A 24,005-nucleotide genomic window follows, 5' to 3' on the forward strand; every position below is an offset into this window, starting at 1 on the left:
GGCATCTCGAAACCCCCGGATCGGCTTGCGTGTCGGGAGCGACACCGGCCAGGGTGGGTGTCGAAGGGGAGTAGCTCCCAGCGCGTGCATCGACACACTGGCCATCACGATGATCGGCCCGGTGCACCACCTGCCGGTCCCACCCGGCGGGCGAGCGAGACCTTCGGCCGTTCTGTCGTGCCGAAGCGCTCCCCACCCCTGCGCGATCGGTGCGGCCCGACCAAGGGACCACCCTGTGATCGACACCTCACCCGTCCGCGTCGTCGACGCCGACGCACCGCCCGCCCGCATGGGCCGCAGCGCCTGGGGGCGCGTCGCGATCTGCATCGTGATCGCGCTGCCCGCCGTGGTCTTCCGGCTGACCGGCTCCGCACCGAACCCCGTCGTCGACCTGCTCGTCTTCGGCGGTGCGGTCGTCGCAGCGTCGTTCCTGCTCGCGTGGGCCGCCGAGGCCGCGCAGAAGGACATCGCAGGCGCGCTCGCCATCGCGATCCTCGCGCTCATCGCCGTGCTGCCCGAGTACGCCGTCGACCTGTTCTACGCGTTCCGCTCCGGCTCCGATCCCGCGTTCGAGCAGTTCGCCGCCGCCAACATGACCGGGTCGAACCGGCTGCTGCTCGGCTTCGGCTGGCCACTCGTCGTGATCGTCTCGCTCCTCGTCGCCCGGCGGTACGTGCGCGCGGGCTCGTTGCCTGCCTCGGCCACGCGGGTGCTGCAGCTGGAGCAGTCGTCCCGGCTCGACATCGGCTTCCTCGCGCTCCTGGCGATCGTGGCGTTCCTCATCCCGCTGTTCGGATCGATCCCGCTGTGGTACGGGTTCGTGCTCCTCGCCGCCTTCGTCGCCTACCTGTGGCGCGCGTCGAAGGTCGCCGACGGTGACGGCGACGACGAGGAGATGGTCGGCATGGCGGGCAACATCGCCTCGATGCCGCAGCGTGCGCGCCGGTGGACCATCGTCGCGCTGTTCGTCGTGGCCGCGGCCGTCATCCTGTCGTCGGCGGAGCCGTTCGCCGAGGCGCTGGTGTCCTCCGGGAGCGCGCTCGGCATCGACAGCTACTTCCTCGTCCAGTGGCTCGCCCCGCTCGCGACCGAGGCGCCCGAGTTCATCGTCGCCGCGCTCTTCGCCCTGCGCGGGATGGGCGGCGCGGCGATCGGGACGCTCATCGCCTCGAAGGTGAACCAGTGGTCGCTGCTCGTCGGATCGCTGCCGATCGCGCACGTGCTCGGCGGCGGGACCACGGGTGGGTTGCCGCTCGACGGTCGGCAGGTCGAGGAGTTCATGCTCACCGCCTCGCAGACCGTGCTCGGCGTGGCGATCATCATCGCGCTGCGGTTCCACCGGTGGTCGGCGATCGCGCTCGTGGCGCTCTTCGCGGTCCAGTTCGTGGTGACGGACACGAGCGGGCGGTGGGTGCTCAGCATCGTGCACCTCGTCGCGGCGGTCGTCGTCTTCTGGATCAACCGCCGGGAGATCGCGCCGACGCTGGCCGCGCCGTTCCGGCGACAGTCGGCGGACGCGCGCGGCTGACGCGGGCGCCCCGGGCGATCGTGGAGCCGGCGTGCCGTCCGCCCGAGGTTCCACGACTCGCCGTCGCTCAGTCGTCGAGGTTCCACGGGGCCGCCTGGCAGTTGCCGAGATGCCAGGATGCGGGAACCTCGAGGACCGGAGAAGAGCAGATCGGGACGGCCGGGCCGGGCGTCAGTCGTCGTCGGGAGCGAGCCAGATGGCGGTCGCGGCCGCTGCCGGCAGGTCGACGAGGGACTCCGAACCGTCGGATGACCGTCGTGCGACGGCGATGACCCCCGCGTAGTCCCGGACCTGCTCGACCCGGAGGTGCGTCCCGAGTGCGACCCCGAGCTCGTCGAAGTACCGCAGGAGCGAGGGGTCGTCGTCGGACACCCGGTCCACCGTGCCGCACGTCCCCGGGGCGACGCTGCCGAGGAGTGCCCCGGGGGAGTCCGGCACGGAGCCGTCCGCGCGGGGGATCGGGTCGCCGTGGGGGTCGTGCGTCGGGTGCCCCAGGTCGGCGTCGACGCGGTCGAGGAAGGTCTCCGACACCGCGTGCTCGAGTGCCTCGGCCTCGGTGTGCACCTCGTCCCAGCCGTACCCGAGCCGCTGCACCAGGAACGTCTCGATCAGCCGGTGTCGGCGGACCATCGCCACCGCGACCTGCTGCCCGAGCGGCGTGAGGACGACGCCGTAGTACGGCGTGTGCTCGATGAGGCCGTCACGGTCGAGCTTCCGGAGGTTGCCCGAAACGGTGGAGGCCGAGACGCGGAGCGCCGCCGCGATGTCCCGCGTCGCCAGACCGGCACCGCCGCGCTCGCCCGCCTTCCAGATCAGCTTCACGTAGTCCTCGGCCATGGTGCTGAGGGAGGGAAGCCGCATGCGTCAATGGTACAAACGCAAGGGTGACGTCAGCAGCCCCGGCCCGCGGACGACGCTGGCCGGTTCCCCCCTCGCTGCTGGTCGGCGTCGCGCCCCTCGTCGTGTTCGCCGTGGTGAGCGCGGTCCGGGCCCGCCCGAGCGACGACTACCCGAGCCTCGGGCACACGGTCGACAGCGTCGTGCGGTCGCTCGTCGTCCCCGAGGGGATCGCGGTCGCCGCGCTCGCCGTCGTCGTCACCGCGCTCGGCTGGTGGCGGATCGCGACCGTCGACCCCACCCGGACGCCCCTGCGCTGGACGATGATCGCACCGCTCGGGATCCTGCTGGTGTGCCTCGTGCGGCTGCCGCTCGTCGACTGGGGTGCGCTGCCCGCGCGGTACTTCCTGCTGCTCACGGTCGGGGTGCTGTTCGTCGGGGTCTTCGAGGAGCTCATGACCCGGGGCGTCCTGCTCGTCGGGCTGCGACGACGCCTGCCCGAGTTCGCGGTGTGGGCGGTGTCGTGCGTGCTGTTCGGGCTGCTGCACCTGCTGAACATCCTCGCCGGGGCCGGTGTCGGGCCGACGCTGCTGCAGGTCGTGTTCGCGGCGTCGTTCGGCTCGACGCTCTACGTCGCACGACGGCTGACCGGGTCGCTGCTCGCGCCCGTGCTGCTGCACGCGTTCTGGGACTTCGGGTCGATCGGCTACTCGGCCACGGCGGATCCGTCGGACCTCTCGACGCTGACGGTGGCCGGCCTGATCGGCCTGTTCTCGTTCGGCCTGCTCGCCTTCGGGATCGTCGCGGGTGGCATGGTCGCGTGGCGCGACGACCGTCCGCGACGCCTGCGTCGCCGGTGGACGGAGGTGCCCCCGATTGCCGCCTTCGCGGTGCGCGGGGGCGAGCCGCGCCTCCAGTCGGTCTGACGCAGGGCCTACATCTCGACTTCGAACGGCTCGGTGCGCACGAGCTCGTGCACGCCGGAGATGACCTCGCTCGGGCGGAACGGGTACTTCTCGATCTCGGCCTGGTCGCTGATGCCCGTCATCACGAGCACCGTGTGGAGCCCGGCCTCGATGCCTGCCTGGACGTCGGTGTCCATCCGGTCGCCGATCATGCCGGTGTTCTCCGAGTGCGCCCCGATGCGGTTCATCGCCGATCGGAACATCATCGGGTTCGGCTTGCCGACGACGTACGGCTGCTTGCCGGTGGCCTTCTCGATCATCGCGGCGATGGCGCCGGTCGCCGGCAGGACGCCCTCGGCGCTCGGGCCGGTCGCGTCGGGGTTCGTGACGATGAAGCGCGCGCCGTCGCGGATGAGCCGCACGGCCTTCGTGATCGCCTCGAACGAGTAGTTGCGCGTCTCGCCGACGACCACGTAGTCGGGGGCGGTCTCGGTCATGATGAAGCCCGCCTCGTGCAGCGCGGTGGTCATGCCGGCTTCGCCGATCACGAAGGCGGAGCCGCCGGGCATCTGGGACCGGCAGAAGTCGGCGGTCGCCAGCGCACTCGTCCAGATGCGTTCCTCGGGGACGTGCAGGCCCGAACCCCGGAGTCGTGCGCTCAGGTCGCGCGGCGTGAAGATCGAGTTGTTCGTCAGCACGAGGAACTCGGTGCCCTCGTCGAGCCACTGCTGGATGAGCTCCGGGGCCCCCGGGAGGGCCTGGTTCTCGTGCACCAGCACGCCGTCCATGTCCGTCAGCCAGCACTCGACCTCGTCGCGGGTTGCCATGGCCTCACACTAGTGCGCGCGCACGGTCGCGCCCGGCGCGTGCCGGGAGCAGGCCGGGAGGCTCGGATCGGCCCTTGTGCGTCGGTGCCGGTTCCCGGGATGGTCGAGACACCGACCGCCGCTCGGCTTTGCCGTAGGGTTTTCGGTACACGTACTGGAACAAGGAGACCCGCCGTGCTCGTCGACCCCGTCGCCCACACCGCCACACCCCGACCCGCTGCCGCCACTGCTGCTGCAGCGGTCGGCGAGGCCGAGGCGGCGCCGCGACGACGACGCGGCCGTCCGAACGTGCTCTCGCGTCAGCAGGTGGTCGACGCCGCGACGCGCATCGCGAACGAGGAAGGGCTCGACCGGTTGTCCTTCCGCTCGCTCGGCGCGGCGCTCGGCGTCGCCCCGATGACCGTGCACCGGACGATCGGCGGACTGGACGACCTGCACGCCGAGCTCGTCCGCCGGACCGTCGACGAGTTCGCGTCGACGTTCGTGTGGCCGTCCGACTGGCGCGAGGTCGTCCGGGTCTTCGCGTGCACGTTCCGCGACCTCATGACGACCCACCCGCTCGTGCTCGAGTCGCACAGCCAGCACGCGCCGCTCGCCTCGACGGAGTCGGACGGGGTCGTCCGCACGGTCGTGGGAGCCCTGCGGGAGGCGGGACTGCCGGACCGCGAGGCGATGTACGCGTTCTTCGTCGTCTACGACTTCGTGGTCGGGCACGTCGGGGTCCTCGTCGGCCGGGGCTCGTCCGAGGCCGGGCGTCCGGAGCGGCACGCGCTCGTCGGCGAGGTCCTCGGGTCGCACTCGTACGACGACCGCTTCACGCTCGGGGTCGACGTGCTGCTCGCGGGCATCGAGGCGCGGGTCGCGAGCCAGCGAGCGTCCTAGTCTGGAGGGTGTGACCGACGCCTCGCCCGAGCCCTCCCACGAGCGCACGACCAACGGTGTCGGCCCCCATCCGCGGCCGTGGCCGGACGACCCGCGACTCGACCCCGAGCTCCTCGCGGAGGGCGACCCCCGCAACGTCGTGGACCGGTTCCGCTACTGGTCGATGGAGGCGATCGTCGCCGACCTCGACACCCGCCGCCACGCGTTCGACGTCGCGATCGAGAACTGGCAGCACGACCTCAACATCGGGTCGATCGTCCGGAGCGCCAACGCGTTCCTCGCCGGGACCGTGCACATCATCGGTCGTCGCCGATGGAACAAACGCGGCGCGATGGTCACCGACCGGTACCAGCACGTCCGGTACCACCCGGACGTCGCGACGTTCCTCGACGCCATGCACGCCGAGGGCCGTCCCGTGATCGCGATCGACAACACCGACGGCGCGGAGCGCATCGAGACCGCCACGATCCCGGAGCGCTGCGTGTTCCTCTTCGGCCAGGAGGGCCCGGGGCTCACCGGCGAGGCCGTGGCCGGGGCGGACGCGCACCTCGAGATCACCCAGTACGGCTCGACTCGGAGCATCAACGCCTCGGCCGCGGCGGCCATCGTGATGCACAGCTGGATCCTGCAGCACGCCGCCTGACGTCGCGCGCCGGCACCACGGCCCGCGCTCAGGCGTCGCGGGTCAGCAGCACCACGGTCACGTCGTCCTCCGCGCGCTCAGCGGCCCGCAGGCGGACGGTCTCGAGGAACGCGTGGTGGTCCCGCGTCCGCTCGAACGTCCGCGCGAGCTCGGACAGCGTGTCGATCGTGCCGTCGCCGAGGTCGAGCGCGCCGTCGCTCGCCACGAGCAGTGCGTCACCGGGGGCCAGCGTGACGGTCGTGACCGACCGTGCGGCGCCGACCGGGTGCAGGCCGAGCGGCAGGTCGTGCGAGCGGAGCACCCGGTGCCGGCCGTCCGCGCCGAGGTGCACGACGAGTCCGTGTCCAGCGTCGACCGCCTCGACCGCACCGGTGCCGAGGGTGACCCGGGCGTGGAACAGCGTGGCGAACGCGCTCGCGGCGACGAGGTCCTCCGCGACCGCCGGCTCGACGGCCCGCACGGCGTCCTCGGGCGCCCGGTCGCGGTGCTGCCGGAGCGCCGCTCGGATCCCGGCGGCGAGGATCGCCGCGGGCTGCTCCTTGCCCATCACGTCGGCGAGCGTCACGATGAGGTGCTGCCCGTCGGTCGACCAGTCGTGCAGGTCCCCGCTCGTGTCGCCGTAGGGCACCGAGGTCGCGGAGACGTGCAGGTCCCGGACCCCGAGCGGGGCGGGCGTCAGCGCTGCCACGACGTCCTGCAACCGGTCGTGGTGGAGGCCCTGGCCGAGGGCTCGTTCGGCCCAGCGGCCGAAGTCGATCAGCGCTGCCTCGTCCGCGAGCGAGAAGTCCCGCGGCTGCGTGTCCATGAGGCAGAGCGTCCCGACGGGTACCCCGCCGGGCATCGTCAGCGGGACGCCGGCGTAGAAACGGATGCCGCGGTTCGTCACCCCTGGGAGCCCGGCCGTGCGCGGGTCGGCGGTCGTGTCGCAGATGACCGTCGGTTCGACCTGCCGGATCGTCAGCTGACAGAACGACCAGCCGACCGGTCCGGACACGATCTCGTCCGGGACGTTCGGCGTCAGCGTGTGCAGCAGGTCGTCGTCGAGGACGTTGACGTAGGACAGCGGTACGTCGAAGACCTCGCGGGCGACCCGGACGATCCGTTCGAACCGCTCGGACGGCGCCGCTCCCACGACGTCGAGTGCGGCGACGAGCGCCGCGCGTGCCGAGGAGGACCCGAGGTCGTCCATGCTCTGCCCTCCCGATCCGTCCTGGTGGTCCTCGTGGTGCTCGAGGGTCCTCGCGAGCTGGGAGCGACGTCCGAGCCAGCGCATCCTCAACGTACCCGTCGGGATGACCCGGCAACGCCGTGCGTCCACGGACCGCGAGCCCGTGTCGTCGTCACGTGGCGGTCACCGGTCCACGGGGTTGTCCCCCGGACTCGTCGTCGGCTGGACGCCCGGACGGTTGCTGCGGTACAAGTTTGCAGTCTGGGCAGCCTCGCCCACACCGCCGCCGGACGCGCGGCGGGCCGTGCAGGACCGAGTGAGACGAACCCGACGTGACCTCTGACACCCGAACGACACCCGACGCGGGACCAGCCCTCGACGCCGTCGTGTCCTCCCGCTCCTCCGCGCTCCGCACCGGGGCGGTGTTCGCCGGCCGGGTCCTCGTGATCGCCGCCGCTGTCGGACTCGCCGTGTGGATCGCCGCGACGCTCGCGAACGTCGTCGTCCCGCTGCTCATCGGCATCGTCGTCGCGGCCCTCCTCGTCCCGCTCAGCAACCTCCTGCAGGGTCACGGCGTGCCGAAGTGGTTGGCGATCGTCACCGCTCTGCTGTCGGTCGTCGTCGGTGCGGCACTGCTGGTGTTCCTCGTGGTCTGGCGCGTGAGCGACCAGCTCCCCGGTCTCGAGTCGCGGACCGTCGCCCTCATCGGGAGCGTGCAGGACCTGCTCCGGCACCCGCCGCTCGGTCTGCCCGCCGTCGACCTCGACACGCTCTCGACCGACGCGCGCGACTTCATCGCGCAGCACTCCGCGGAACTCCGGGAGGGGGTCGTCGTCGCGGGTGCCACGCTCGTCCACCTCGGCGAGGGCCTCTTCATCGTCACGTTCACGGTGATCTTCGCGCTGACCGGCGGACGCCGGATGTGGGAGTGGGTCGTGTCGCTCTTCCCCCGCGGCGCGCAGCACCGGCTCGGCGTGGCGGGGGAGGCCGGCTGGACGACCCTCACCCACTTCATCCGTGTGCAGGTCGTGATCGCGGCGACGGACGCGATCGGGATCGCCCTCGGCGCGTTCTTCCTGGGCGTGCCCCTCGCCGGCCCGATCGGCGTCGTCGTCTTCGTCGGGGCGTTCATCCCGGTGGTCGGGGCCTTCGCCGCGGGGGCCGTGGCGGTCCTGCTCGCCCTGTTGTTCAAGGGGTGGGTGATCGCGCTCGTGATGCTCGCGGTGGTCGTCCTCGTGCAGCAGCTCGAGGGACAGGTGCTCCACCCCTTCCTGACCGGGTCCGTCGTGGCCGTGCACCCGCTCGCGGTCCTGCTCGCCGTGATCGCGGGCACGACGGTCGGTGGCATCGCGGGCGGGTTCTTCGCCGTGCCCCTCGCGGCGACGGCGAACGCCATGATCCGCGCCGCCCGACAGGACGACCCCGACGTCCCGATCGCCCTGCCGATCCCGCAGTCGGCAGAGCCGTCGGACTGACGCCGCCGCCCGAGCCTGAGCAGACGCGCAGGGACCCGGGCACCATGGACTGCATGGCAGCGACACACCCCCCTGCGCCCGTGACCGCGGACGGCGACGAACTCGGCGCTCCCGTCACCACGACCCCGCGACTGAAGCGATGGGTGTTCTGGCCTGCCGCGGTCATCGTGCTGGGCTTCGTCGCGTGGACCCTCATCGCCCCCGGCAGCGCGGAGAGCGCATTCAACGCCCTCCAGGCCGGGATCGTCGCGAACTTCAGCTGGTACTACGTCCTCATCGCGGCGTTCTTCGTCGCGTTCAGCATCTTCGTCGGCTTCAGCAGGTTCGGCGACATCAAGCTCGGCAAGGACCAGGACGAACCGGAGTTCTCGACCGGCTCCTGGTTCGCGCTCCTCTTCGCCGCCGGCATGGGCATCGGTCTGGTGTTCTACGGCGTCTCCGAGCCGCTGAGCCACTTCGCCGACCCACGCCCCGGCGTCACCGGCGACGAGGCCTCGCTCGCGCAGCAGGCCATGACGCAGACCTTCCTGCACTGGGGCCTGCACGCCTGGGCGATCTACGTGGTGCTCGGGCTGGCCCTCGCCTACGCGATCCACCGTCGCGGCCGCCCGGTCTCGATCCGCTGGGCGCTCGAACCCCTCCTCGGCAAGCGGGTCAAGGGGGGTTGGGGCAACACCATCGACGTCATCGCCCTCATCGGGACCCTGTTCGGTGTCGCGACCTCGCTCGGCCTCGGCGTCATCCAGATCGGCGCCGGTCTCGAGAGCGCGGGCATCGCCGAGAGCAGCACGGTGAGCCAGATCGCCATCATCGCCGTGATCACGGCGCTCACGATCGTGTCCCTCGTCACCGGTGTGACGAAGGGCATGAAGATCCTGTCGAACTTCAACCTGATCCTCGCTGCCGCGCTGCTGCTCTTCATCCTCATCGTCGGCCCGACGCAGTACCTGCTGCGTGACTTCGTCCAGTCGATCGGCGCGTACCTGCAGAACCTCGTCGGTCTCTCCTTCACCGTGAGCGCCCAGCAGGGTGCCGCCGGCGAGGCCTGGCAGGCGGCCTGGACGACGTTCTACTGGGGCTGGTGGATGTCCTGGGCGCCGTTCGTGGGCATCTTCATCGCCCGCATCTCCAAGGGCCGGACCGTGCGGCAGTTCGTGTTCGGCGTCCTCCTCGTCCCGACCGCGCTCACGATGCTCTGGTTCGCGGTGCTCGGCGGAGCGGCGATCCACCAGCAGATGAACGGCGGTGGACTCGTCGGGACCGACGGCTCCGTGGACGTCGAGGGTTCGTTGTTCACCCTGCTCGCGGACCTGCCCGCCGGGACGGTGCTGACCTTCGGCGCGATCCTGCTCATCGGTGTCTTCTTCGTCACCTCGTCCGACTCCGGGTCGCTCGTCATGGCGATGATCGCGTCCGGTGGGGACATCGAGCCGAAGAACTGGCTCCGGGTCTTCTTCGCGGGGGTCTCGGCGCTCCTGGCGGTCGCGCTCCTGCTCACCGGCGGCCTCAACGCGCTCAAGACGGCCGCGATCACCACGGCCCTCCCGTTCAGCATCGTGCTCCTGCTGACGTGCTGGTCGACCGTCATCGCGTTCACGCGTGAACGCCGCGCGTACGACCGGGCGGAGCGCGCCCTGCTGCTCGAACGCGTCGGCGAGTACTACGGGCTCGAGGTCGAAGGACCCGCTGAGCGCGGCGTGCAGACCGGACTCGGGCGTCCGTGGCGGGTCATCCGGCAGCGGCTCAAGCCGACCCGGGGCGCGGCACGGCCGGAGGTCGCGCACGAGCCGGATCCGCCCGTCAGGACCGCCACGGTCTCGCCGGACCCGGCACTCGACCCGCGACTCGACGTCGCGGTGGCCCGCGAGGAGGAGACGACCGCGGACCGCTGAGCCGCCGTTGCGGCGGGAGCGGCAACGGCGCTCCCGCCGCAGGCCGAGCGCGGTGTGCGTCGGCGTCAGCGCCGTGCGGTCGTGCGCCGCGCGACCAGGCGTGGCTCGACGAGGATCTCCTGCGCGGGCGCGTCCGGCTCAGCGATCCGCGCGAGCAGCCGCTCGCCGGCGCCCCGGCCGATGTCGACGCTCCGGTCGTCGATGCTCGTCAGGCCCACGTACCGGGTGGCGGCGACGGGGGTGTCGTCGTACCCGATGACCGAGACGTCCTCGGGGACCCGAAGACCACGCTCGGCGAGGCCGGAGAGCGCGCCGAGGGCCATCACGTCGTTCGCGGCGAAGACCGCCGTGACGTCGGGGTGCTCGTCGAACAGGACCCCGACGGCACGCACGCCGGCGTCCTCGGTGGGCTCGCCGGGGAGGACCGCACTGACGACGGAGGCACCGGACCCTCCGGAGGCGACCCGTGCCTCCAGGCCGGTCCGTCGCTCGTCGGAGGCGGCGGACCGCGCGCCGACGAAGCCGATGCGCGTGTGCCCGAGGCCGAGCAGGTGGTCGGCGGCCATCGCACCGCCGGTGCGGTCGTCGTTGGCGACCGTGTCGGCGCGGGGGATCGTGACCCGCCCGCCCGCGACGACGAGCGGCATCGACGCGGGGACCGCCAGGTCCGTGTCGGGCTCGCCGGCGATCACGATGCCTTCGACGCGCATCGAGAGGAAGCCCTCGACGGGCGAGGCGTCGAGTCCGGTGTTGAGGAACCGGTCCGCGACGACGAGCCGGTGGCCCTGGTCCTGCAGCGACTCGCGGAGACCGGTGAGGAGGTCCACGAACCACTGGTTCCGGAAGTCGTCGAGCACCACGCCGATGGTGCGGGAGCGCGTGCCCGCGAGGGCGACGGCCGCCGTCGATGGACGGTAGTCGAGCTCCTGGATGGCCTGCAGGACGGCCGAGCGACGCTGGTCGCTGACCCGGGGGGAGCGCTGCAGGACGAGCGAGACGAGCGATTTGGAGACGCCGGCGCGGGCCGCGACGTCGTAGATGGTCGCCGGCTTGCCGCCGGCTGGCTTGCCGTCGCCCATGATCGGCATCGACCTCCTGGTGTCCTCGTCGATCCTAGCGGTGGTGGTGTTGGTGCTGTTGTCAGGACATTGACCGCGCTGCATCAGCGAGGAGTCGCCGTGTCGGGCCTGCCGGGAGGCGCGGTGCGGGTCCGCCGTGTCGGGCCCGCCGTGTCGGGTCCGCCGGGAGGCGCGGTGCGGGTCCGCCGTGTCGGGCCCGCCGCGTCGGGCCTGCCGGGAGGCGCGGTGCGGGTCCGCCGCGTCCGTACGGTCCGGCGGTCAGTTCGACCGGCGACCGAGCGGGAGGTCAGCCATGCCCCCGCCGAGGAAGCGGACGTCCTCGTCCGGCAGGGCCGCACGCTCGTCCGCACCGAGCACGGCCGAGGCGTCGTCCACGGGGTGGTAGCCGATCGCCTCGCCGGCGGACAGGTCGGCGGGGGACCCGGTGTTCCGCGAGACGGCCCACACGACGTGGTGCCCGGGCTCCCGGAGGCCGACGGTCGCCTGCACGAGCCGCGCCAGGTCGTCCGGTGAACTCCACATCAGCAGGGCGCGTCGGCTGCTCGGGCGCTCGCCGAAGGCGCCGATGCGTGCCGAGACGACCGACATGTCGTACCGGTCGGCGAACAGACCGCCGAGGAGCTCCATCGCGGCCTTGGTGAACCCGTAGTACAGGTCGGGGCGGGGGAGCCGGTCACCCGGGACGCTCCCCGGGGCGGCGTCGTCCTCGGGCACCCGGCCGACCGCGTGGATCGAACTCGCCTGGACGACGCGTCCGACCCCTGCCGATGCCGCGGCCTCGAACAGGTTCTTCGTGCCCGTGACGTTCGCGGCGACGAGGGTGTCCCACTCGTCCTCGGTCGGGATCCCGGCCAGGTGCACGACGGTGTCGACCCCGGCAAGCGCTGCCGAGAGGGCGGCGCGGTCGTTCACGTCACCCTCGACGAAGCGCTCGCGGTCCCCGACGGGTGGGTCCGGACGGCGGGTGTCGAGCAGGACGAGGTGGTGTCCCGCGGCCGTGAGCCTCGGGCGGAGGGCCGTCCCGATGCGTCCGGCCGCCCCGGTGATGAGCAGCGTCGCCATGCGCGCGACGGTACGCGGGGGTGGGGACGCGCAGGACCAGGTTCCGGACACGGCACCGGGCTTCTCCGTGGTGCTGCGTCCGGAACCTGGTCCCGACGGGCCCGCGCTAGCCGATCAGGCTCGGGCGCAGGTCGCGCAGCGTGCGACTCCGGGTCTGCCGGGCGGTCACGACGTACGACACGAGCAGCGCCCCGAGGAGCCAGCACAGCAGCACGCCCGTGTCCGACCACGCCGCCGCCGCGGAGCCGCCGTACATCGTCTGCCGGATCGCGTCGACCGAGTAGGTCATCGGCAGCGCGAAGTGCAGTGCAGCCAACGGCCCCGGCAGCGTCTGCCACGGGAACGTCCCGCCGGCGGTGACGAGCTGCACGAGCATGAGCACGAGGCCGAGGAACTGCCCGACCGACCCGAGCAGCACGTTGAGCGCCATGATGATCGCCGCGAAGGTCGCCGAGGCGAGCACCATGATGCCGATCGTCGGGCCGGCCTGCACGACGTTCAGGTCGAGTGCGAACCGGACGATGAGGAACAGCGCCACCATCTGCACGACCCCGAGGAGCGCCGGGGTGAGCCAGCCGCCGAGCACCACGCGGAGCGGCTTCCGCACGGCGGTGATCGCCCGCTTCGAGATCGGCCTGAGGATGAGGAACAGCGCGTACATGCCGATCCATGCGGCGAGCGAGATGAAGAACGGGGCGAGGCCGGCGCCGTAGTTCCCCGCCGAGGCCACGTTGTCGTCGCCGACCTTCACCGGGTCCGAGATGACCGAGGCCTGGTCCTCGCGCGACGACGCGGTGGACGACGGGATCTTCGTCCGGCCGTCGTCGAGCTTGTCCGCGAGCTCCTTCGAGCCGCTCTCCAGCTTCGTCAGCCCGGACGCGAGCGACTCCGCACCGTCGTCGGCCGAGGCCGCACCGGTCGCGAGCTGGGACGCGCCGCTCGACAGGGTCGGGGCAGCGGCCGCGAGCTTCGACGTCCCCGCTGCGACCTGCGACGCACCGCCGGACAGCGTCGATGCACCGTCAGCCGCGGTGGCGATCCCGTTCGCGAGTGTCGGTGACGCGTCGGCGAGCTCCTGGGTCCCGGCAGCGACCCGGGCCGAGCCGTCGCGGAGCTGGTCGATCCCGGTCAGGGCCTGCTTGACCTTCGCCAGCTGCTCCTGGTTGCCGGAGTCCGCCAACTGCTGCTCGACGGTCTGCTCGATGACGGCCTGCGCCTCGGGCGACAGCTCGACGCCCTGCTTCGCCGCAGCCGCGGTGATCGCGGCGTTGACGGTGTCGGGGGAGAGCGCCTCGAGCGCATCCAGGGCCGGGTCGGTCGAATCCGACAGCGTCTTCAGGCCCGTGGCGACCTGCTGCGCGCCCGCGTTGAGCTGCTGGGTCTGCGACGGCAGGGCGGCGGTCTGCTGCTCCGCGTCGGACAGCCCCGACGCCAGCTTCGCGGCTCCGGTCGAGACCTGCTGCGCGCCGCTGTCCAACTGCTGCGTCTGCGACGGCAGCTCCGCGGTCCCGGCGGCGAGCTGGGATGCCCCCGAGGAGAGCTTGCCCGTCCCGTCGGCGAGGCGGTCCGCCCCGTCCTTCGCGGTCGTGGCACCGGAGGCGAGCTGCCCGGCCCCGTCGACGGCGTCGCCGAGGCTGTCACGCACGTCCGCGAGTCCGACGAGCAGCGTCTTCGCGGCCTGCTTGCCGACCCGCTCCGCGACGGCCGTGCGCATCGTCTTGCCCGCCTGCTCGGCGATGGTCGACGCGAGGTACGAGTTGGTGTCCGCGGTCGTCATCGTGAGCTTCGCCTGCTGGGGGTCGTCGGACTGCGCCGAGACGAGCGAGGACGAGAAGTCGTGCGGGATCGTCACGACGAAGTCGTAGGTGCCGTTCCGGACCCCGGACCGGGCGTCGGCCGCGGAGGTCTCCTTCCACGCGAAGTCGTGGCCGTCGATCGCCTCCTTCGTGACGTCCTTGCCGTAGTCGACGCGGTCGCCGTCGAGCGTGGCTCCGGCGTCCTGGTTGACGATCGCCGCGGGGACCTGGTCGAGCTTGGCGTAGGGGTCGCGGTTCGCCCACAGGTAGGCGCCGCCGTAGAGCAGCGGGACGCACATCAGCGCGATGAAGGCGAGGCGGGCGAGGGGCGTGGCGGTGAGGCGCGCGAGCTCCGCGCGGACGAGCGAGGTGGTGGTCACGTCAGGACGCTTCCTGGAGGCGCGGGTCGTCTCCGTCGGTGGCGGTCGCGTCGTCGGGGCCGTCGGTGGTGGTCGGTGCGGGGATGGTGTCGAGGAGCGCTGTCGCGGTCTGCGCTGCGGCCTTCGACGTCACGAGGAGGACGGTCACGCCGCGGAGGGCGACGTCGCGCACGACGGCGAACCAGTCCTCGACGGCGCCGCCGTGCCGCTCGGGCGAGGTGATGACCAGTCCGGTGACGTCCGCACGGAGGAGCGCGAGCTCGACGAGCAGGCGGACGCGGACCTCGGTGGGGACACGCTGCACGTGGGTGTCGGCGTACTGCGTCATCCCGAGCGACTCGAGCACGGTGTCGACGTGCTCCCGCGACGGGCGCTGCCCGGCGTAGGCGAGTTCCTCGCGGACGATGCGGCGGCAGCTCATGACGGGGAAGGGCTCGGCGACGCCGGGGGTGTCCACGAGGGCGAACCCACGGCGGACGGCTGCCGGGTCCGCTCGTCCGTCGACGAGCACGCGACCCCGGTCGGGCCGCATCCGGCCACCGGCGACGAGCGACGCGAGCACCGGAGCCTGCTCGGTCTCGACGGCGACGATGCCCGGTCGACCGGGGCCGGCGACCGCGGACACGGTCGGCAGTGCGGCGCCGGGTTCCTCGCCGATGCCGACGTGGTCGAGTTCCAGGGTGGTCATGCGGAGGGCTCCTCGGTGCTCGTCGGCGAGCTGCTGGTCGGCGACGCGGTGGCCGATGGTGTGGGTGACGCGGCGGCCGGTGGTGCGGGTTCGGAGAGCAGGGCGGTCCGCCAGTCGATGCCGGTCACGCCGAGCGCCGAGAGGACGACCATGCGGCGCCCGGCGGCGTCCGACGTGCCCGACCGGGTGGCCTCGTCGAGCACGGCGATGCACGCGTCCTCGACGAGCCGACCGAGTGCGTCCGGGCTGACGTCGTCGCGCATCGTCCCGTCGGCGATCCCGAGCGCGCACGCTTCGCGCACCCGGGCCCGGACCGGGGCGAACTCGGCCGCGACGGACTGGATGAACGGCTCCCGGACGGCGACGGCCGCCATCGAGCGGACGTGCGAGACCTCGGCCCAGAGCGCCACGGCGATCGCCGCGATGCGTGCGGCGGGCGGGACGTCGACGAGGTCGCCGGTGGTCGGCATCGCGGCGGCGATCCGGGCGGCGCCGATGGTGACGACCTCGCGCACGAGGTCGTCGCGGGAGGGGAAGTGTCCGTAGACCGCACGGCGCGACAGGCCGGCAGCCGCGGCGATCGTCTCGAGCGAGGCGTCGGGGTCGCGCTGCAGTTCGGTCTTCGCGGCCTCGAGCAACGCCGCGCGGTTCTCGGTGGCGTCCCTGCGCGGAGCGCGAGTGGACGCAGCGGGCGTGGGCATGCGCCCATCGTAATAACCTGCACAGTGGTGTGCAAGTTCTTGTTGGCTGTACCCCCGGACGGGGGCCGGTCCTCCGAAGAGGGGACTAGGCGGTCTGAGAGGAACCGCATAGCTTCACAGGAATTCCACGAGAACCACGGACAGAGCCAGGAGCGCGCCCTTTGAACCGTGCAACACCGAACCCGAACCCGACACCACGCCGACTCGCACGCGTCCTGACCGCCGGCATCGCCGCCGCGGCCCTGGCGTGCGCGGGGCTCGCGGTCGGCGGCACCGCCGTCGCAGCGACCCCGGGTGTCTCCATCCCCGAGCTGAAGCTCGCGCAGCCGCTGCGCGACGCGAAGCCCACGAAGACGGTCAGTGCGTTCGTGCGCACGACCGGGAAGGGCGCGCTCGAGGTCGACGCGCAGGCGAAGGGCGGGGACCTCTCCCGTTCGAAGTCCCCGTCGACGCAGGCGAAGCAACGCGTCAAGACGATCCAGTCGACGACGGCAGCCGTGCGCGCCGCCATCAAGAAGGCGGACTCCAGGTCGACCGAGCTCTACTCGACCGAGTACACCGTCCCGGGTGTCGCGGTCGTCGCCGACGTCGACGCGCTCCAGCAGATCGCGAAGCGCTCCGACGTCGAGAGCATCATCCCGCTCACGCCGAAGAAGGTCGTCGAGCCGACCGTCAACGCCGACGCGTCCGCCGCGCCCTCCGGCGTCGACCCGAGCACGGCGAAGGCCGGCGTCGACGGCGTCGCCCCGAAGAACGCCGCGAGCGACGTCTACACCCGGGCGCTCAACGCCTGGACCCAGACCGGGCACACCGGCAAGGGCGTCAACGTCGCCGTGCTCGACACCGGGCTCGACTACACGCAGGCCGACTTCGGCGGTCCCGGCACGGCCCAGGCCTACGCCGACGCCCTCGCCTCGACGTCGGCGCCCGCAGCCGGCTCGTACGACCCGGAGAAGTTCCTCGGCGGGTACGACTTCGCCGGTCCCACCTACAACGCGGACCCGTCGAGCGACGCCTACCAGCCCGTGCCCGCACCGGACGACAACCCGATCGACGGCAAGGGCGGTGACCACGGCACGCACGTGTCCGGCACCGTCGCCGGCTACGGTCTCACCGCCGACAAGAAGACCTTCGACGGCGACTACACCAAGCTGACCGCCCAGCAGGTCCAGGACATGTGGGTCGGCCCGGGCACCGCGCCCGAGGCCGGGCTCTACGCCCTCAAGGTGTTCGGTGACGGGGGCGGCTCGACCGACCTGACCGGTGCCGCGCTCGACTGGGTCGGCCAGGCGCTCACCCAGGGCAAGGACATCAACGTCCTGAACCTCTCGCTCGGCTCCGACTACGGTGCGCCGGACGACCCCGACAACGCGAAGATCGACGCGCTGACCGACCGCGGTGTGCTGCCGGTGATCGCCTCGGGCAACGCCGACGACTTCACCGACATCGGTGGATCGCCGGGGACCGCAGCGGGAGCGCTGACCGTCGCCGCGAGCGCCACCGGCCAGTCGCTCTTCGACGCCGTCGCCGCCACCGCCCCGAGCTCGGTCGCGAAGAACTGGCGCGCCCAGTACTCGCAGAACTACACCGGCACGCTGCCCGTCGAGGGCGACGTCGTCGTCCCCACCACGAACGTCGACGGCTGCACCGCGTTCAGCGGGGCCGACGCCACCGCCGTCAAGGGCAAGGTCGTCTGGCTGAAGTGGACCGACGCGGCCCTCGAGTGCGGGTCAGCGGTGCGCTTCAACAACGTCGCCGCCGCAGGCGGCGTCGGCGTGCTCCTCGCCGGGACGGTCAACACGTTCGACTCGGGCATCGCGGGGAACGCGACCATCCCGGGTGCCGAACTGACGGCGGACAGCGTCACGAGCCTCCAGGCCGCCGCGAAGGCGGGAACCCTGCACGTGCGCTTCGCTGACGAGCTGAAGGGCACCGAGCTCGCGACCGACCCCGAGGCCGTGAACACGCTCGCGTCGTTCACCAGCCGGGGCGTCCACGGCTCGTTCGACGACATCGTGAAGCCGGACATCGCCGGCCCGGGCGTCAACGTCATCTCCGCCGCGAACGGCACCGGTGACGGCCGCATGTCGATGAGCGGCACCTCGATGGCCACGCCGGACGTCGCGGGCATCGCGGCGCTGACGTTCGAGTCGCACCCGACGTGGGGCGCGGACGCCGTCAAGGCAGCGCTCATGAACACCGCGACGCACGACGTCAAGGACGGCAGCACGATCGCGAACCAGCTCCGCCAGGGGACGGGTCGCGTCGACGCGCTGCAGGCCGTGAACGCCGACACCACCGTGGTGAGCGCCGAGAACGGCAAGCTCGTCACGGCCTCCTTCGGGGTCGTCGAGGTGGCGAACAAGAACACCTCGCAGAAGCGGTCCCTGATCATCACGAACAAGGACTCGGTCGCGCACACGTACGACGTGGCCTACCAGTCCCGCGTGACGCAGCCCGGCGTCACGTTCTCGCTGGACCAGTCCCGCGTCACGGTCCGAGCGGGCGCGAGTGCCGTGCTCACCCTGACGATGAAGGTCGCGGATCCCACGCAGTTGCGCCGGGTGATCGACCCGACGCAGGAGGCCGTGCAGCAGGGCTACCAGCGCGAGTTCGTCGCCGCGGCGACCGGCCTCGTGACCTTCACGCCGACCGACAAGACCGTCGAACCCCTCCGACTCGGTACCTACGCCGCGCCGAAGCCGGTGAGTGCGGTCAAGGGGAACAGCGTGGTCTTCACGGGCTCGACCAAGGCGGAGCTGAAGCTGACCGGTCGCGCCGTCGACCAGGGCGGCCTGACCACCGGGTACCACGCCGCGGTCGCACCGTTCGTCCTCGGCGGCACCGTCCCGGCCGAGTCGTTCCCCGCCGGTTCGGCCGAGCAGTCCCTCCGGGCGGCCGACGTCCGCTCCTACGGGGCGAGCTACGACAAGGCCTCGGACGTGCTCGCGTTCGGCGTGCAGACCCAGGGCCCCGACGCCAACCCCGGCGCCGTGACCAACGTCGAGGTGTACATCGACGTGGACGGTGACGGCACGGACGACTACATCGTCTACGACGCCAAGTCCGCGGCGGTCGACGCGACGTTCGTCACGACGGTCGACCTGCAGACCGGGAAGGTCGTCGATGCCTACCCGCTCAACGCCGGTGCGCCCGGCCAGGACGTCAACACGTTCGACAGCGCGGTGAAGGTCCTGCCGGTGACGGCCAGCCTGATCGGCGCCACCGGCAAGCAGGTGAGCTACCACGTGGAGACCGAGTCGGCCTACGCGACCGGCGTCTCGGGCAGCTCCGTGGTCGACACCACCCCCGCGACGACCTTCGACCTCGCCAAGCCGGCGCTGACCTTCGCCCAGTCGGGCAAGGGTGGCACGCTGTTCGCCGACAAGGGGTCGCTGCAGGTGACCCGTGCGAGCGGCGCCACGAGTGAGAAGGTGCTGCTCCTCCACCTCGGGAACGCGGTCGGCAGCCAGGCCCAGACCATCGCGACCAAGGTCGTCTCCAAGCTCGCCCTCAAGCCGGGCAGCTCGGTCTCGGTCAGCGGGACCGCCAAGGTCGGGAAGACCCTGACCGCGGTGCACGGCGAGTGGGACTCGGGTTCGGCGAAGGTGACCTACTCGTACCAGTGGTACCGGGACGGCAAAGCCATCGGGAAGGCCACCGCGGCGAAGTACAAGGTGAAGACCGCGGACCGCGGGAAGAAGCTCACCGTCAAGGTCGTCGCGAAGGCCTCGGGGTACCTGGACGGCTCGGCGACCTCGAAGCCGACCGCGAAGGTGAAGAAGTAGGTCCGTCGGGTCCGCCCGGAGTGCGCTGACGGGACAGGTAGTTAGACAAACTAGTTGTTTCGTGGAATGGTGATCGCATGCGACAGCAGATCGACATCAAGCAGCTCCGGGCGAACCCCACGGAGTGGCGGCGACGTGGTCTCACCCCGCCCGACGTGATCCAGGCGATGGTCGAGGAGCGGCTCCGCGAGCCGGGTCACAGCCAGCCGGTCGGGGACCCCGCGTACGCGGACTTCTTCCGCAGCTAGCTGCGGCACGGGGCGCGATCCGAGCGCGACCGAGCAACGGACGGGAGGCACGGTGCCAGCTGGCACCGCGCCTCCCGTCCGTCTGTCCGGACGGTGGCACCCAGGTGACCAGCCGATAGACTCGGGTGGACCACCGACCCGGAGGGTCGCGTGCGGTCCTCCGCCAACGTGAGGAGAACCAGATGCCCGCAGCAGTCATCATCGGCGCCCAGTGGGGCGACGAGGGCAAGGGGAAGGCCACCGACCTCCTCGGGTCCCGCATCGACTACGTCGTCAAGTTCAACGGCGGCAACAACGCGGGGCACACGGTCGTCGTCGGCGGCGAGAAGTACGCACTGCACCTCCTGCCGTCCGGCATCCTCACGCCGGGCGTGACGCCGATCATCGGCAACGGCGTGGTCGTCGACCTCGAGGTCCTCTTCCAGGAGCTCGACGCGCTCAAGGCCCGCGGCGTCGACGTCTCCCGGCTGCTCGTCTCGGCGAACGCCCACGTCATCACGCACTACCACCGCACCATCGACAAGGTGACCGAGCGGTTCCTCGGCAAGCGGCAGATCGGCACCACCGGCCGGGGCATCGGCCCGACCTACGCCGACAAGATCAACCGCGTCGGCATCCGCATCCAGGACATCTTCGACGAGAACATCCTCCGGCAGAAGGTCGAGGCGGCCCTCGACCAGAAGAACCACCTGCTCGTGAAGGTGTTCAACCGTCGCGCCATCGACGCGGAGGAGGTGGTGGAGTCGCTGCTGTCCTTCGCCGAGCGCCTGCGTCCGATGGTCGCCGACACCGCGCTCGAGATCCACCGTGCGCTCGAGCGGGGCGACACCGTGCTGTTCGAGGCAGGCCAGGCCACCATGCTCGACGTCGACCACGGCACGTACCCGTTCGTGACGTCCTCATCCGCGACCGCCGGTGGCGCAGCGACCGGTTCCGGCATCGGCCCGGGCAAGCTCGAGCGCATCATCGGCATCGTCAAGGCGTACACGACCCGTGTCGGCGCCGGCCCCTTCCCGACCGAGCTGTTCGACGAGTCGGGGGAGTTCCTCCGCGCCAACGGCTTCGAGTTCGGCACCACCACGGGCCGTCCGCGACGCTGCGGCTGGTACGACGCCCCGATCGCCCGCTACACGGCGCGCATCAACGGCGTGACGGACTTCGTGCTCACCAAGCTCGACGTCCTCACCGGGCTGGCGACGATCCCGGTCTGCGTCGCGTACGAGGTCGACGGGCAGCGCGTCGACGAGGTCCCCGTGAACCAGTCCGACTTCCACCACGCGAAGCCGATCTACGAGGAGTTCCCCGGCTGGACCGAGGACATCACCGGCGCCCGGACGTTCGCGGACCTGCCGCAGGCCGCGCAGGACTACGTCCTCGCCGTCGAGCGGATGTCCGGCGCCCGGATCTCGGCCATCGGTGTCGGCCCCGGCCGCGACGCGATCGTCGTCCGGCACGACCTGCTCGGCGCCGCCCCGACCGCGTCCTGACGATGCGCGTCCTGTTCGTCTGCAGCGGCAACCTCTGCCGGTCCCCGCTCGGCGCGCAGGTCCTCACTGCCCGGCTCGGCCGTGACGCCCCCGCGTTCACGGTCGAGTCCGCCGGGACGATCGCGCAGGACGGTGCCCCGATGGACGAGGCCGCTGCTGAGCAGTCCCGCCGGTTGGGTGGTTCGCCGGACGGCCACCGTGCGCGGTACCTGACGCCAGCGATCGCAGGTGCTGCGGACCTCGTGCTCACGGCGGAGCGCTCACACCGGGCCGCGGTCGTGTCACTGGCTCCCCGCGTCACGAAGCGGGCGTTCACGATCCGGCAGTTCGCGCGGGTGCTCGACGCCCTCGAGCCCGCCGACCTCGCCGGTGTGTCCTCCGGCGCCGAGCTCGTCGAGCGGGTCGCTCGGCTCCGGGGCTCGGTGGCGTCGCCGATCGACCCGGGTGACGACGACGTCGACGACCCGTACCGGCGTTCGGAGGCGACGCACGCCCGCGTCGCAGACGAGATCGGCGCTGCCGTGGCGACGGTCGCGGACGCGTTGCGCGCGGTGCGCTGACGGCCGCTGGCCGCTGGCCGCTGGCCGCTGGCTGCTGCTGCCGCTGCCGCTGCCGCTGCTGCTCGCGGTGAGGCGTCGCTGCTCGCGGTGGGGCGTCGCGAGTCTCGTGAGGGCGGCGCCGAGTCTCATGGCTCCGGCGCCGCGTCTCGCGGCGCTGTACCCCGGAGCCGGTTCATCCGCGGAACGAGTACCCCGTTGGGGGACGTGTACCCCGATCTGCCGTCGTCAGCCCCCGGAAACACGGGCTTCTGTGCTGCACCGCATTGACGCAACCCGTGAATGCACGCGGCTGGGTGGCGCGTGGCACGTGCCTTCTCGTAGCGTTCTGGTGTCAGCAGATGTACCCCGGAACGCGAAGGAGCACGACATGAGCACGACCGTCCAGACTGACATCCGAGCCGAGGTCACGCTCGACACCGACACCGTCGACACGATCGCGATCCTCGAGGCCGACGCCGCCGTGCACGGTCGTGCGAGCCGCGCGAAGCTCACCTGGACCCAGGAGGACGAGGACGAGTGGGTCGCGAACTACGGCGGCTACTTCGGCGGGTCCGTCGACAAGCGGGACGGCCGCTACGTCGCCTCCGACACGTTCGGCCTGGTCGTCGGCGACTTCGGGTCGCTCGAGGAGGCCCAGGGCCGTCTCGCCGACCAGCTCCACGTCATGCTCCCGGCCGTCATCCGGCCGGTCGCGTAGTGCCGGGCGACCATCCGCGACCGTCGTCGGGCGGGCTCACGGACAGCACCACTCTGCACAACACCACACCGCGAACAACCGCACCGCGCAGCACCGCGGGGCCGCGCACCACTCCGCGCAGCGCGAACAGCACCAGGAGCACCACCATGAGCACCCCCGTCGTCTCCGGCCAGCACACCGAGGTGGACGTCGACACGGCGACCATCGAACTCATCACGGGCATCGGTGACGGCATCGTCTCACCGGCTGCACCGGCCCGTGCGCACGTCGTGTGGTCCGAGGCGGACACCGGACTCTGGGCAGCGAACTACGGCGGGTACTACGGCGGTGTGGTCGACCAGCAGGGCGCGCACTTCTTCGTGTCCGACACCTTCGGGCAGTACGTCGGGGACTACCGGTCGCTCGAGGAAGCCCAGGACCGCTTGGCGGAACGGCTGCACGCACTGTTGCCGGACGTCCGTCGCACGCTCGACTGAACGAGACGAACCCTTTCGAGACCCCGCCATCGGCGGGGTCTTCGTCGTCTCCGGGCAGAGCTCACGGGATCGGCTCGATCAGCTGCGGCCCCTGGTTCCGGACGTTGTTCACCGCCCGCGAGACCTCGTACTGCTCGAGCCCCGCCGCGACCGCGAGCGACTCGTGGTCGAGCAGCGCGAGCAGGTCGTGCGTGCCGAGTCCGCCGTCGAGCCAGTCGTCGTAGCCGTCCGGCGTGAGGAACGCGGGCATCCGGTCGTGCACCTCGCCCGGCGCGACGTGGGCGTCCCGGGTGATGATCGCGAGCGAGAGCCGCCACTTGTCCGGGTCGTCCTCGGGCTTCGTCGGATCGGGCCACGCGCTGACGACACCCGCCATGGCCAGGGCGCCACCGGGTTCGTGGACGAAGTGCGGTTCCTTCCCGTCCTCGCGCACGACCCACTCGTAGTAGCCCAGCGCGGGGACGATGCACCGGTTCGTCGCGAAGGCCCGCTTGAACATCCCGCTCGTCGCGACGGTCTCGATGCGGGCGTTGATCGGCTTCGGGCGTTGCTTCTGGAAGTCCTTCGCCCAGCTCGGCACGAACCCCCAGCTGATCCGGGGGAGCTCTCGCTGCCCGTGGCGCTGCCGGACGGCGTACACGGGGTCGGTCGGGGCGACGTTCCAGCTCGGGGCGAGGCCGGGGCGGACCTCGCCGGTGTCCTCGTCGACGTGCTCGGTGCGCGCGGCGAGCTCACCGACGAGTTCCGGGAGCAGGTCGGCGGTGGTGTCGGAGACGACGAACCTTCCACACATGGCGCCAGTCTGCCCGGAACCGCCGACAGGCGTCTGCGCTGGGCGGCGTGTGCCGACAGACGTCCGCGCTGGGTGGCGTGCGCGGCAGGCGCC

General features: G+C 71.7%; 21 protein-coding genes. 12 read left to right on the forward strand and 9 right to left on the reverse strand.

What is annotated here, in order from left to right; all coding sequences use genetic code 11:
- The first annotated feature begins 235 nt into the window (after positions 1-235).
- On the forward strand, positions 236-1,528 hold the full coding sequence (locus NS184_RS05820) for a sodium:proton exchanger (protein WP_242862979.1): 1,293 nt from the start codon (positions 236-238) through the stop codon (positions 1,526-1,528).
- 171 nt (positions 1,529-1,699) lie between these two features.
- On the opposite strand, the gene NS184_RS05825 is transcribed toward NS184_RS05820, so the two are convergent.
- The gene (locus tag NS184_RS05825) at positions 1,700-2,389 is read right to left on the reverse strand and encodes a metal-dependent transcriptional regulator (RefSeq protein WP_058725196.1); all 690 of its coding nucleotides are present in this window, start codon (positions 2,387-2,389) and stop codon (positions 1,700-1,702) included.
- Positions 2,390-2,412: 23 nt separating this feature from the next.
- Here NS184_RS05825 and NS184_RS05830 point away from each other — a divergent pair, with 23 nt between their 5' ends.
- Positions 2,413-3,291, forward strand: a complete 879-nt coding sequence (locus NS184_RS05830; protein WP_058725197.1) for a CPBP family intramembrane glutamic endopeptidase — start codon at positions 2,413-2,415, stop codon at positions 3,289-3,291.
- A gap of 8 nt (positions 3,292-3,299) precedes the next feature.
- On the opposite strand, the gene NS184_RS05835 is transcribed toward NS184_RS05830, so the two are convergent.
- The gene (locus NS184_RS05835) at positions 3,300-4,097 is read right to left on the reverse strand and encodes an HAD-IIA family hydrolase (protein WP_058725198.1); all 798 of its coding nucleotides are present in this window, start codon (positions 4,095-4,097) and stop codon (positions 3,300-3,302) included.
- 174 nt (positions 4,098-4,271) lie between these two features.
- On the opposite strand from NS184_RS05835, the gene NS184_RS05840 reads away from it, so the two are divergent.
- On the forward strand, positions 4,272-4,979 hold the full coding sequence (locus tag NS184_RS05840; protein ID WP_193750404.1) for a TetR/AcrR family transcriptional regulator: 708 nt from the start codon (positions 4,272-4,274) through the stop codon (positions 4,977-4,979).
- 1 nt (position 4,980) lies between these two features.
- Positions 4,981-5,622, forward strand: coding sequence for a TrmH family RNA methyltransferase (locus tag NS184_RS05845; protein ID WP_206556262.1), 642 nt, complete (start codon positions 4,981-4,983; stop codon positions 5,620-5,622).
- A gap of 28 nt (positions 5,623-5,650) precedes the next feature.
- Here the strand turns inward: NS184_RS05845 and NS184_RS05850 are convergent, their stop codons facing one another.
- Positions 5,651-6,895 carry a PP2C family protein-serine/threonine phosphatase gene (locus NS184_RS05850; RefSeq protein WP_058725200.1) on the reverse strand — a complete coding sequence of 415 codons (1,245 nt, stop codon included), beginning with the start codon at positions 6,893-6,895 and terminating at the stop codon, positions 5,651-5,653.
- Between the two features lie 227 nt (positions 6,896-7,122).
- On the opposite strand from NS184_RS05850, the gene NS184_RS05855 reads away from it, so the two are divergent.
- Complete coding sequence (locus tag NS184_RS05855; RefSeq protein ID WP_058725201.1) at positions 7,123-8,265, forward strand: AI-2E family transporter; 1,143 nt, start codon at positions 7,123-7,125, stop codon at positions 8,263-8,265.
- A gap of 53 nt (positions 8,266-8,318) precedes the next feature.
- Positions 8,319-10,157 carry a BCCT family transporter gene (locus NS184_RS05860; RefSeq protein WP_083513489.1) on the forward strand — a complete coding sequence of 613 codons (1,839 nt, stop codon included), beginning with the start codon at positions 8,319-8,321 and terminating at the stop codon, positions 10,155-10,157.
- A 65-nt stretch (positions 10,158-10,222) separates the two neighbouring features.
- On the opposite strand, the gene NS184_RS05865 is transcribed toward NS184_RS05860, so the two are convergent.
- The 5 genes from NS184_RS05865 to NS184_RS05885 all read right to left on the reverse strand — a co-directional run bounded on the left by NS184_RS05865 (position 10,223) and on the right by NS184_RS05885 (position 15,863).
- Positions 10,223-11,245, reverse strand: a complete 1,023-nt coding sequence (locus tag NS184_RS05865; protein ID WP_242862980.1) for a LacI family DNA-binding transcriptional regulator — start codon at positions 11,243-11,245, stop codon at positions 10,223-10,225.
- A 249-nt stretch (positions 11,246-11,494) separates the two neighbouring features.
- Positions 11,495-12,298, reverse strand: a complete 804-nt coding sequence (locus NS184_RS05870; RefSeq protein WP_058725202.1) for an NAD-dependent epimerase/dehydratase family protein — start codon at positions 12,296-12,298, stop codon at positions 11,495-11,497.
- Between the two features lie 106 nt (positions 12,299-12,404).
- On the reverse strand, positions 12,405-14,474 hold the full coding sequence (locus NS184_RS05875) for a YhgE/Pip domain-containing protein (protein WP_058725203.1): 2,070 nt from the start codon (positions 14,472-14,474) through the stop codon (positions 12,405-12,407).
- Between the two features lies 1 nt (position 14,475).
- Positions 14,476-15,162, reverse strand: a complete 687-nt coding sequence (locus NS184_RS05880; RefSeq protein WP_058725204.1) for a hypothetical protein — start codon at positions 15,160-15,162, stop codon at positions 14,476-14,478.
- A complete protein-coding gene (locus NS184_RS05885) occupies positions 15,159-15,863 on the reverse strand; it encodes a TetR/AcrR family transcriptional regulator (RefSeq protein WP_058725205.1) in 705 nt (234 codons plus the stop codon). The genes NS184_RS05880 and NS184_RS05885 overlap by 4 nt, the downstream gene beginning before the upstream one ends.
- Positions 15,864-16,024: 161 nt before the next feature.
- Between NS184_RS05885 and NS184_RS05890 the strand changes: the two genes are divergently transcribed.
- The 6 genes from NS184_RS05890 (at position 16,025) to NS184_RS05910 (ending at position 23,119) form a co-directional block, all read left to right on the forward strand.
- The gene (locus NS184_RS05890) at positions 16,025-19,651 is read left to right on the forward strand and encodes a S8 family serine peptidase (protein ID WP_058725206.1); all 3,627 of its coding nucleotides are present in this window, start codon (positions 16,025-16,027) and stop codon (positions 19,649-19,651) included.
- A gap of 77 nt (positions 19,652-19,728) precedes the next feature.
- Positions 19,729-19,899: a hypothetical protein gene (locus NS184_RS18240; protein ID WP_193750405.1), complete on the forward strand. Its 171-nt coding sequence runs from the start codon at positions 19,729-19,731 to the stop codon at positions 19,897-19,899.
- Positions 19,900-20,081: 182 nt separating this feature from the next.
- Positions 20,082-21,386, forward strand: a complete 1,305-nt coding sequence (locus tag NS184_RS05895; protein ID WP_058725226.1) for an adenylosuccinate synthase — start codon at positions 20,082-20,084, stop codon at positions 21,384-21,386.
- A gap of 2 nt (positions 21,387-21,388) precedes the next feature.
- Complete coding sequence (locus tag NS184_RS05900; protein ID WP_058725207.1) at positions 21,389-21,946, forward strand: low molecular weight phosphatase family protein; 558 nt, start codon at positions 21,389-21,391, stop codon at positions 21,944-21,946.
- Between the two features lie 367 nt (positions 21,947-22,313).
- Positions 22,314-22,643, forward strand: coding sequence for a hypothetical protein (locus NS184_RS05905; RefSeq protein WP_058725208.1), 330 nt, complete (start codon positions 22,314-22,316; stop codon positions 22,641-22,643).
- Between the two features lie 146 nt (positions 22,644-22,789).
- Positions 22,790-23,119 carry a hypothetical protein gene (locus NS184_RS05910; protein WP_058725209.1) on the forward strand — a complete coding sequence of 110 codons (330 nt, stop codon included), beginning with the start codon at positions 22,790-22,792 and terminating at the stop codon, positions 23,117-23,119.
- Between the two features lie 61 nt (positions 23,120-23,180).
- Here the strand turns inward: NS184_RS05910 and NS184_RS05915 are convergent, their stop codons facing one another.
- Positions 23,181-23,912, reverse strand: a complete 732-nt coding sequence (locus NS184_RS05915; protein WP_058725210.1) for an SOS response-associated peptidase — start codon at positions 23,910-23,912, stop codon at positions 23,181-23,183.
- Between the last annotated feature and the right edge of the window lie 93 nt (positions 23,913-24,005).

The organism is Curtobacterium luteum, from assembly GCF_001475545.1.
GTDB classification, from domain to species: Bacteria; Actinomycetota; Actinomycetes; order Actinomycetales; family Microbacteriaceae; genus Curtobacterium; species Curtobacterium luteum_A.

What these genes read in the sequence shown, in the direction of transcription:
- NS184_RS05825 (WP_058725196.1), bottom strand. Translation starts at nt 2,389, where the DNA reads ATGCGGCTTCCCTCCCTCAGCACCATGGCCGAGGACTACGTGAAGCTG.
- NS184_RS05835 (WP_058725198.1), bottom strand. Translation starts at nt 4,097, where the DNA reads ATGGCAACCCGCGACGAGGTCGAGTGCTGGCTGACGGACATGGACGGC.
- NS184_RS05850 (WP_058725200.1), bottom strand. Translation starts at nt 6,895, where the DNA reads ATGCGCTGGCTCGGACGTCGCTCCCAGCTCGCGAGGACCCTCGAGCAC.
- NS184_RS05860 (WP_083513489.1), top strand. Translation starts at nt 8,319, where the DNA reads ATGGCAGCGACACACCCCCCTGCGCCCGTGACCGCGGACGGCGACGAA.
- NS184_RS05865 (WP_242862980.1), bottom strand. Translation starts at nt 11,245, where the DNA reads ATGCCGATCATGGGCGACGGCAAGCCAGCCGGCGGCAAGCCGGCGACC.
- NS184_RS05870 (WP_058725202.1), bottom strand. Translation starts at nt 12,298, where the DNA reads ATGGCGACGCTGCTCATCACCGGGGCGGCCGGACGCATCGGGACGGCC.
- NS184_RS05880 (WP_058725204.1), bottom strand. Translation starts at nt 15,162, where the DNA reads ATGACCACCCTGGAACTCGACCACGTCGGCATCGGCGAGGAACCCGGC.
- NS184_RS05885 (WP_058725205.1), bottom strand. Translation starts at nt 15,863, where the DNA reads ATGCCCACGCCCGCTGCGTCCACTCGCGCTCCGCGCAGGGACGCCACC.
- NS184_RS18240 (WP_193750405.1), top strand. Translation starts at nt 19,729, where the DNA reads ATGCGACAGCAGATCGACATCAAGCAGCTCCGGGCGAACCCCACGGAG.
- NS184_RS05895 (WP_058725226.1), top strand. Translation starts at nt 20,082, where the DNA reads ATGCCCGCAGCAGTCATCATCGGCGCCCAGTGGGGCGACGAGGGCAAG.
- NS184_RS05900 (WP_058725207.1), top strand. Translation starts at nt 21,389, where the DNA reads ATGCGCGTCCTGTTCGTCTGCAGCGGCAACCTCTGCCGGTCCCCGCTC.
- NS184_RS05905 (WP_058725208.1), top strand. Translation starts at nt 22,314, where the DNA reads ATGAGCACGACCGTCCAGACTGACATCCGAGCCGAGGTCACGCTCGAC.
- NS184_RS05910 (WP_058725209.1), top strand. Translation starts at nt 22,790, where the DNA reads ATGAGCACCCCCGTCGTCTCCGGCCAGCACACCGAGGTGGACGTCGAC.
- NS184_RS05915 (WP_058725210.1), bottom strand. Translation starts at nt 23,912, where the DNA reads ATGTGTGGAAGGTTCGTCGTCTCCGACACCACCGCCGACCTGCTCCCG.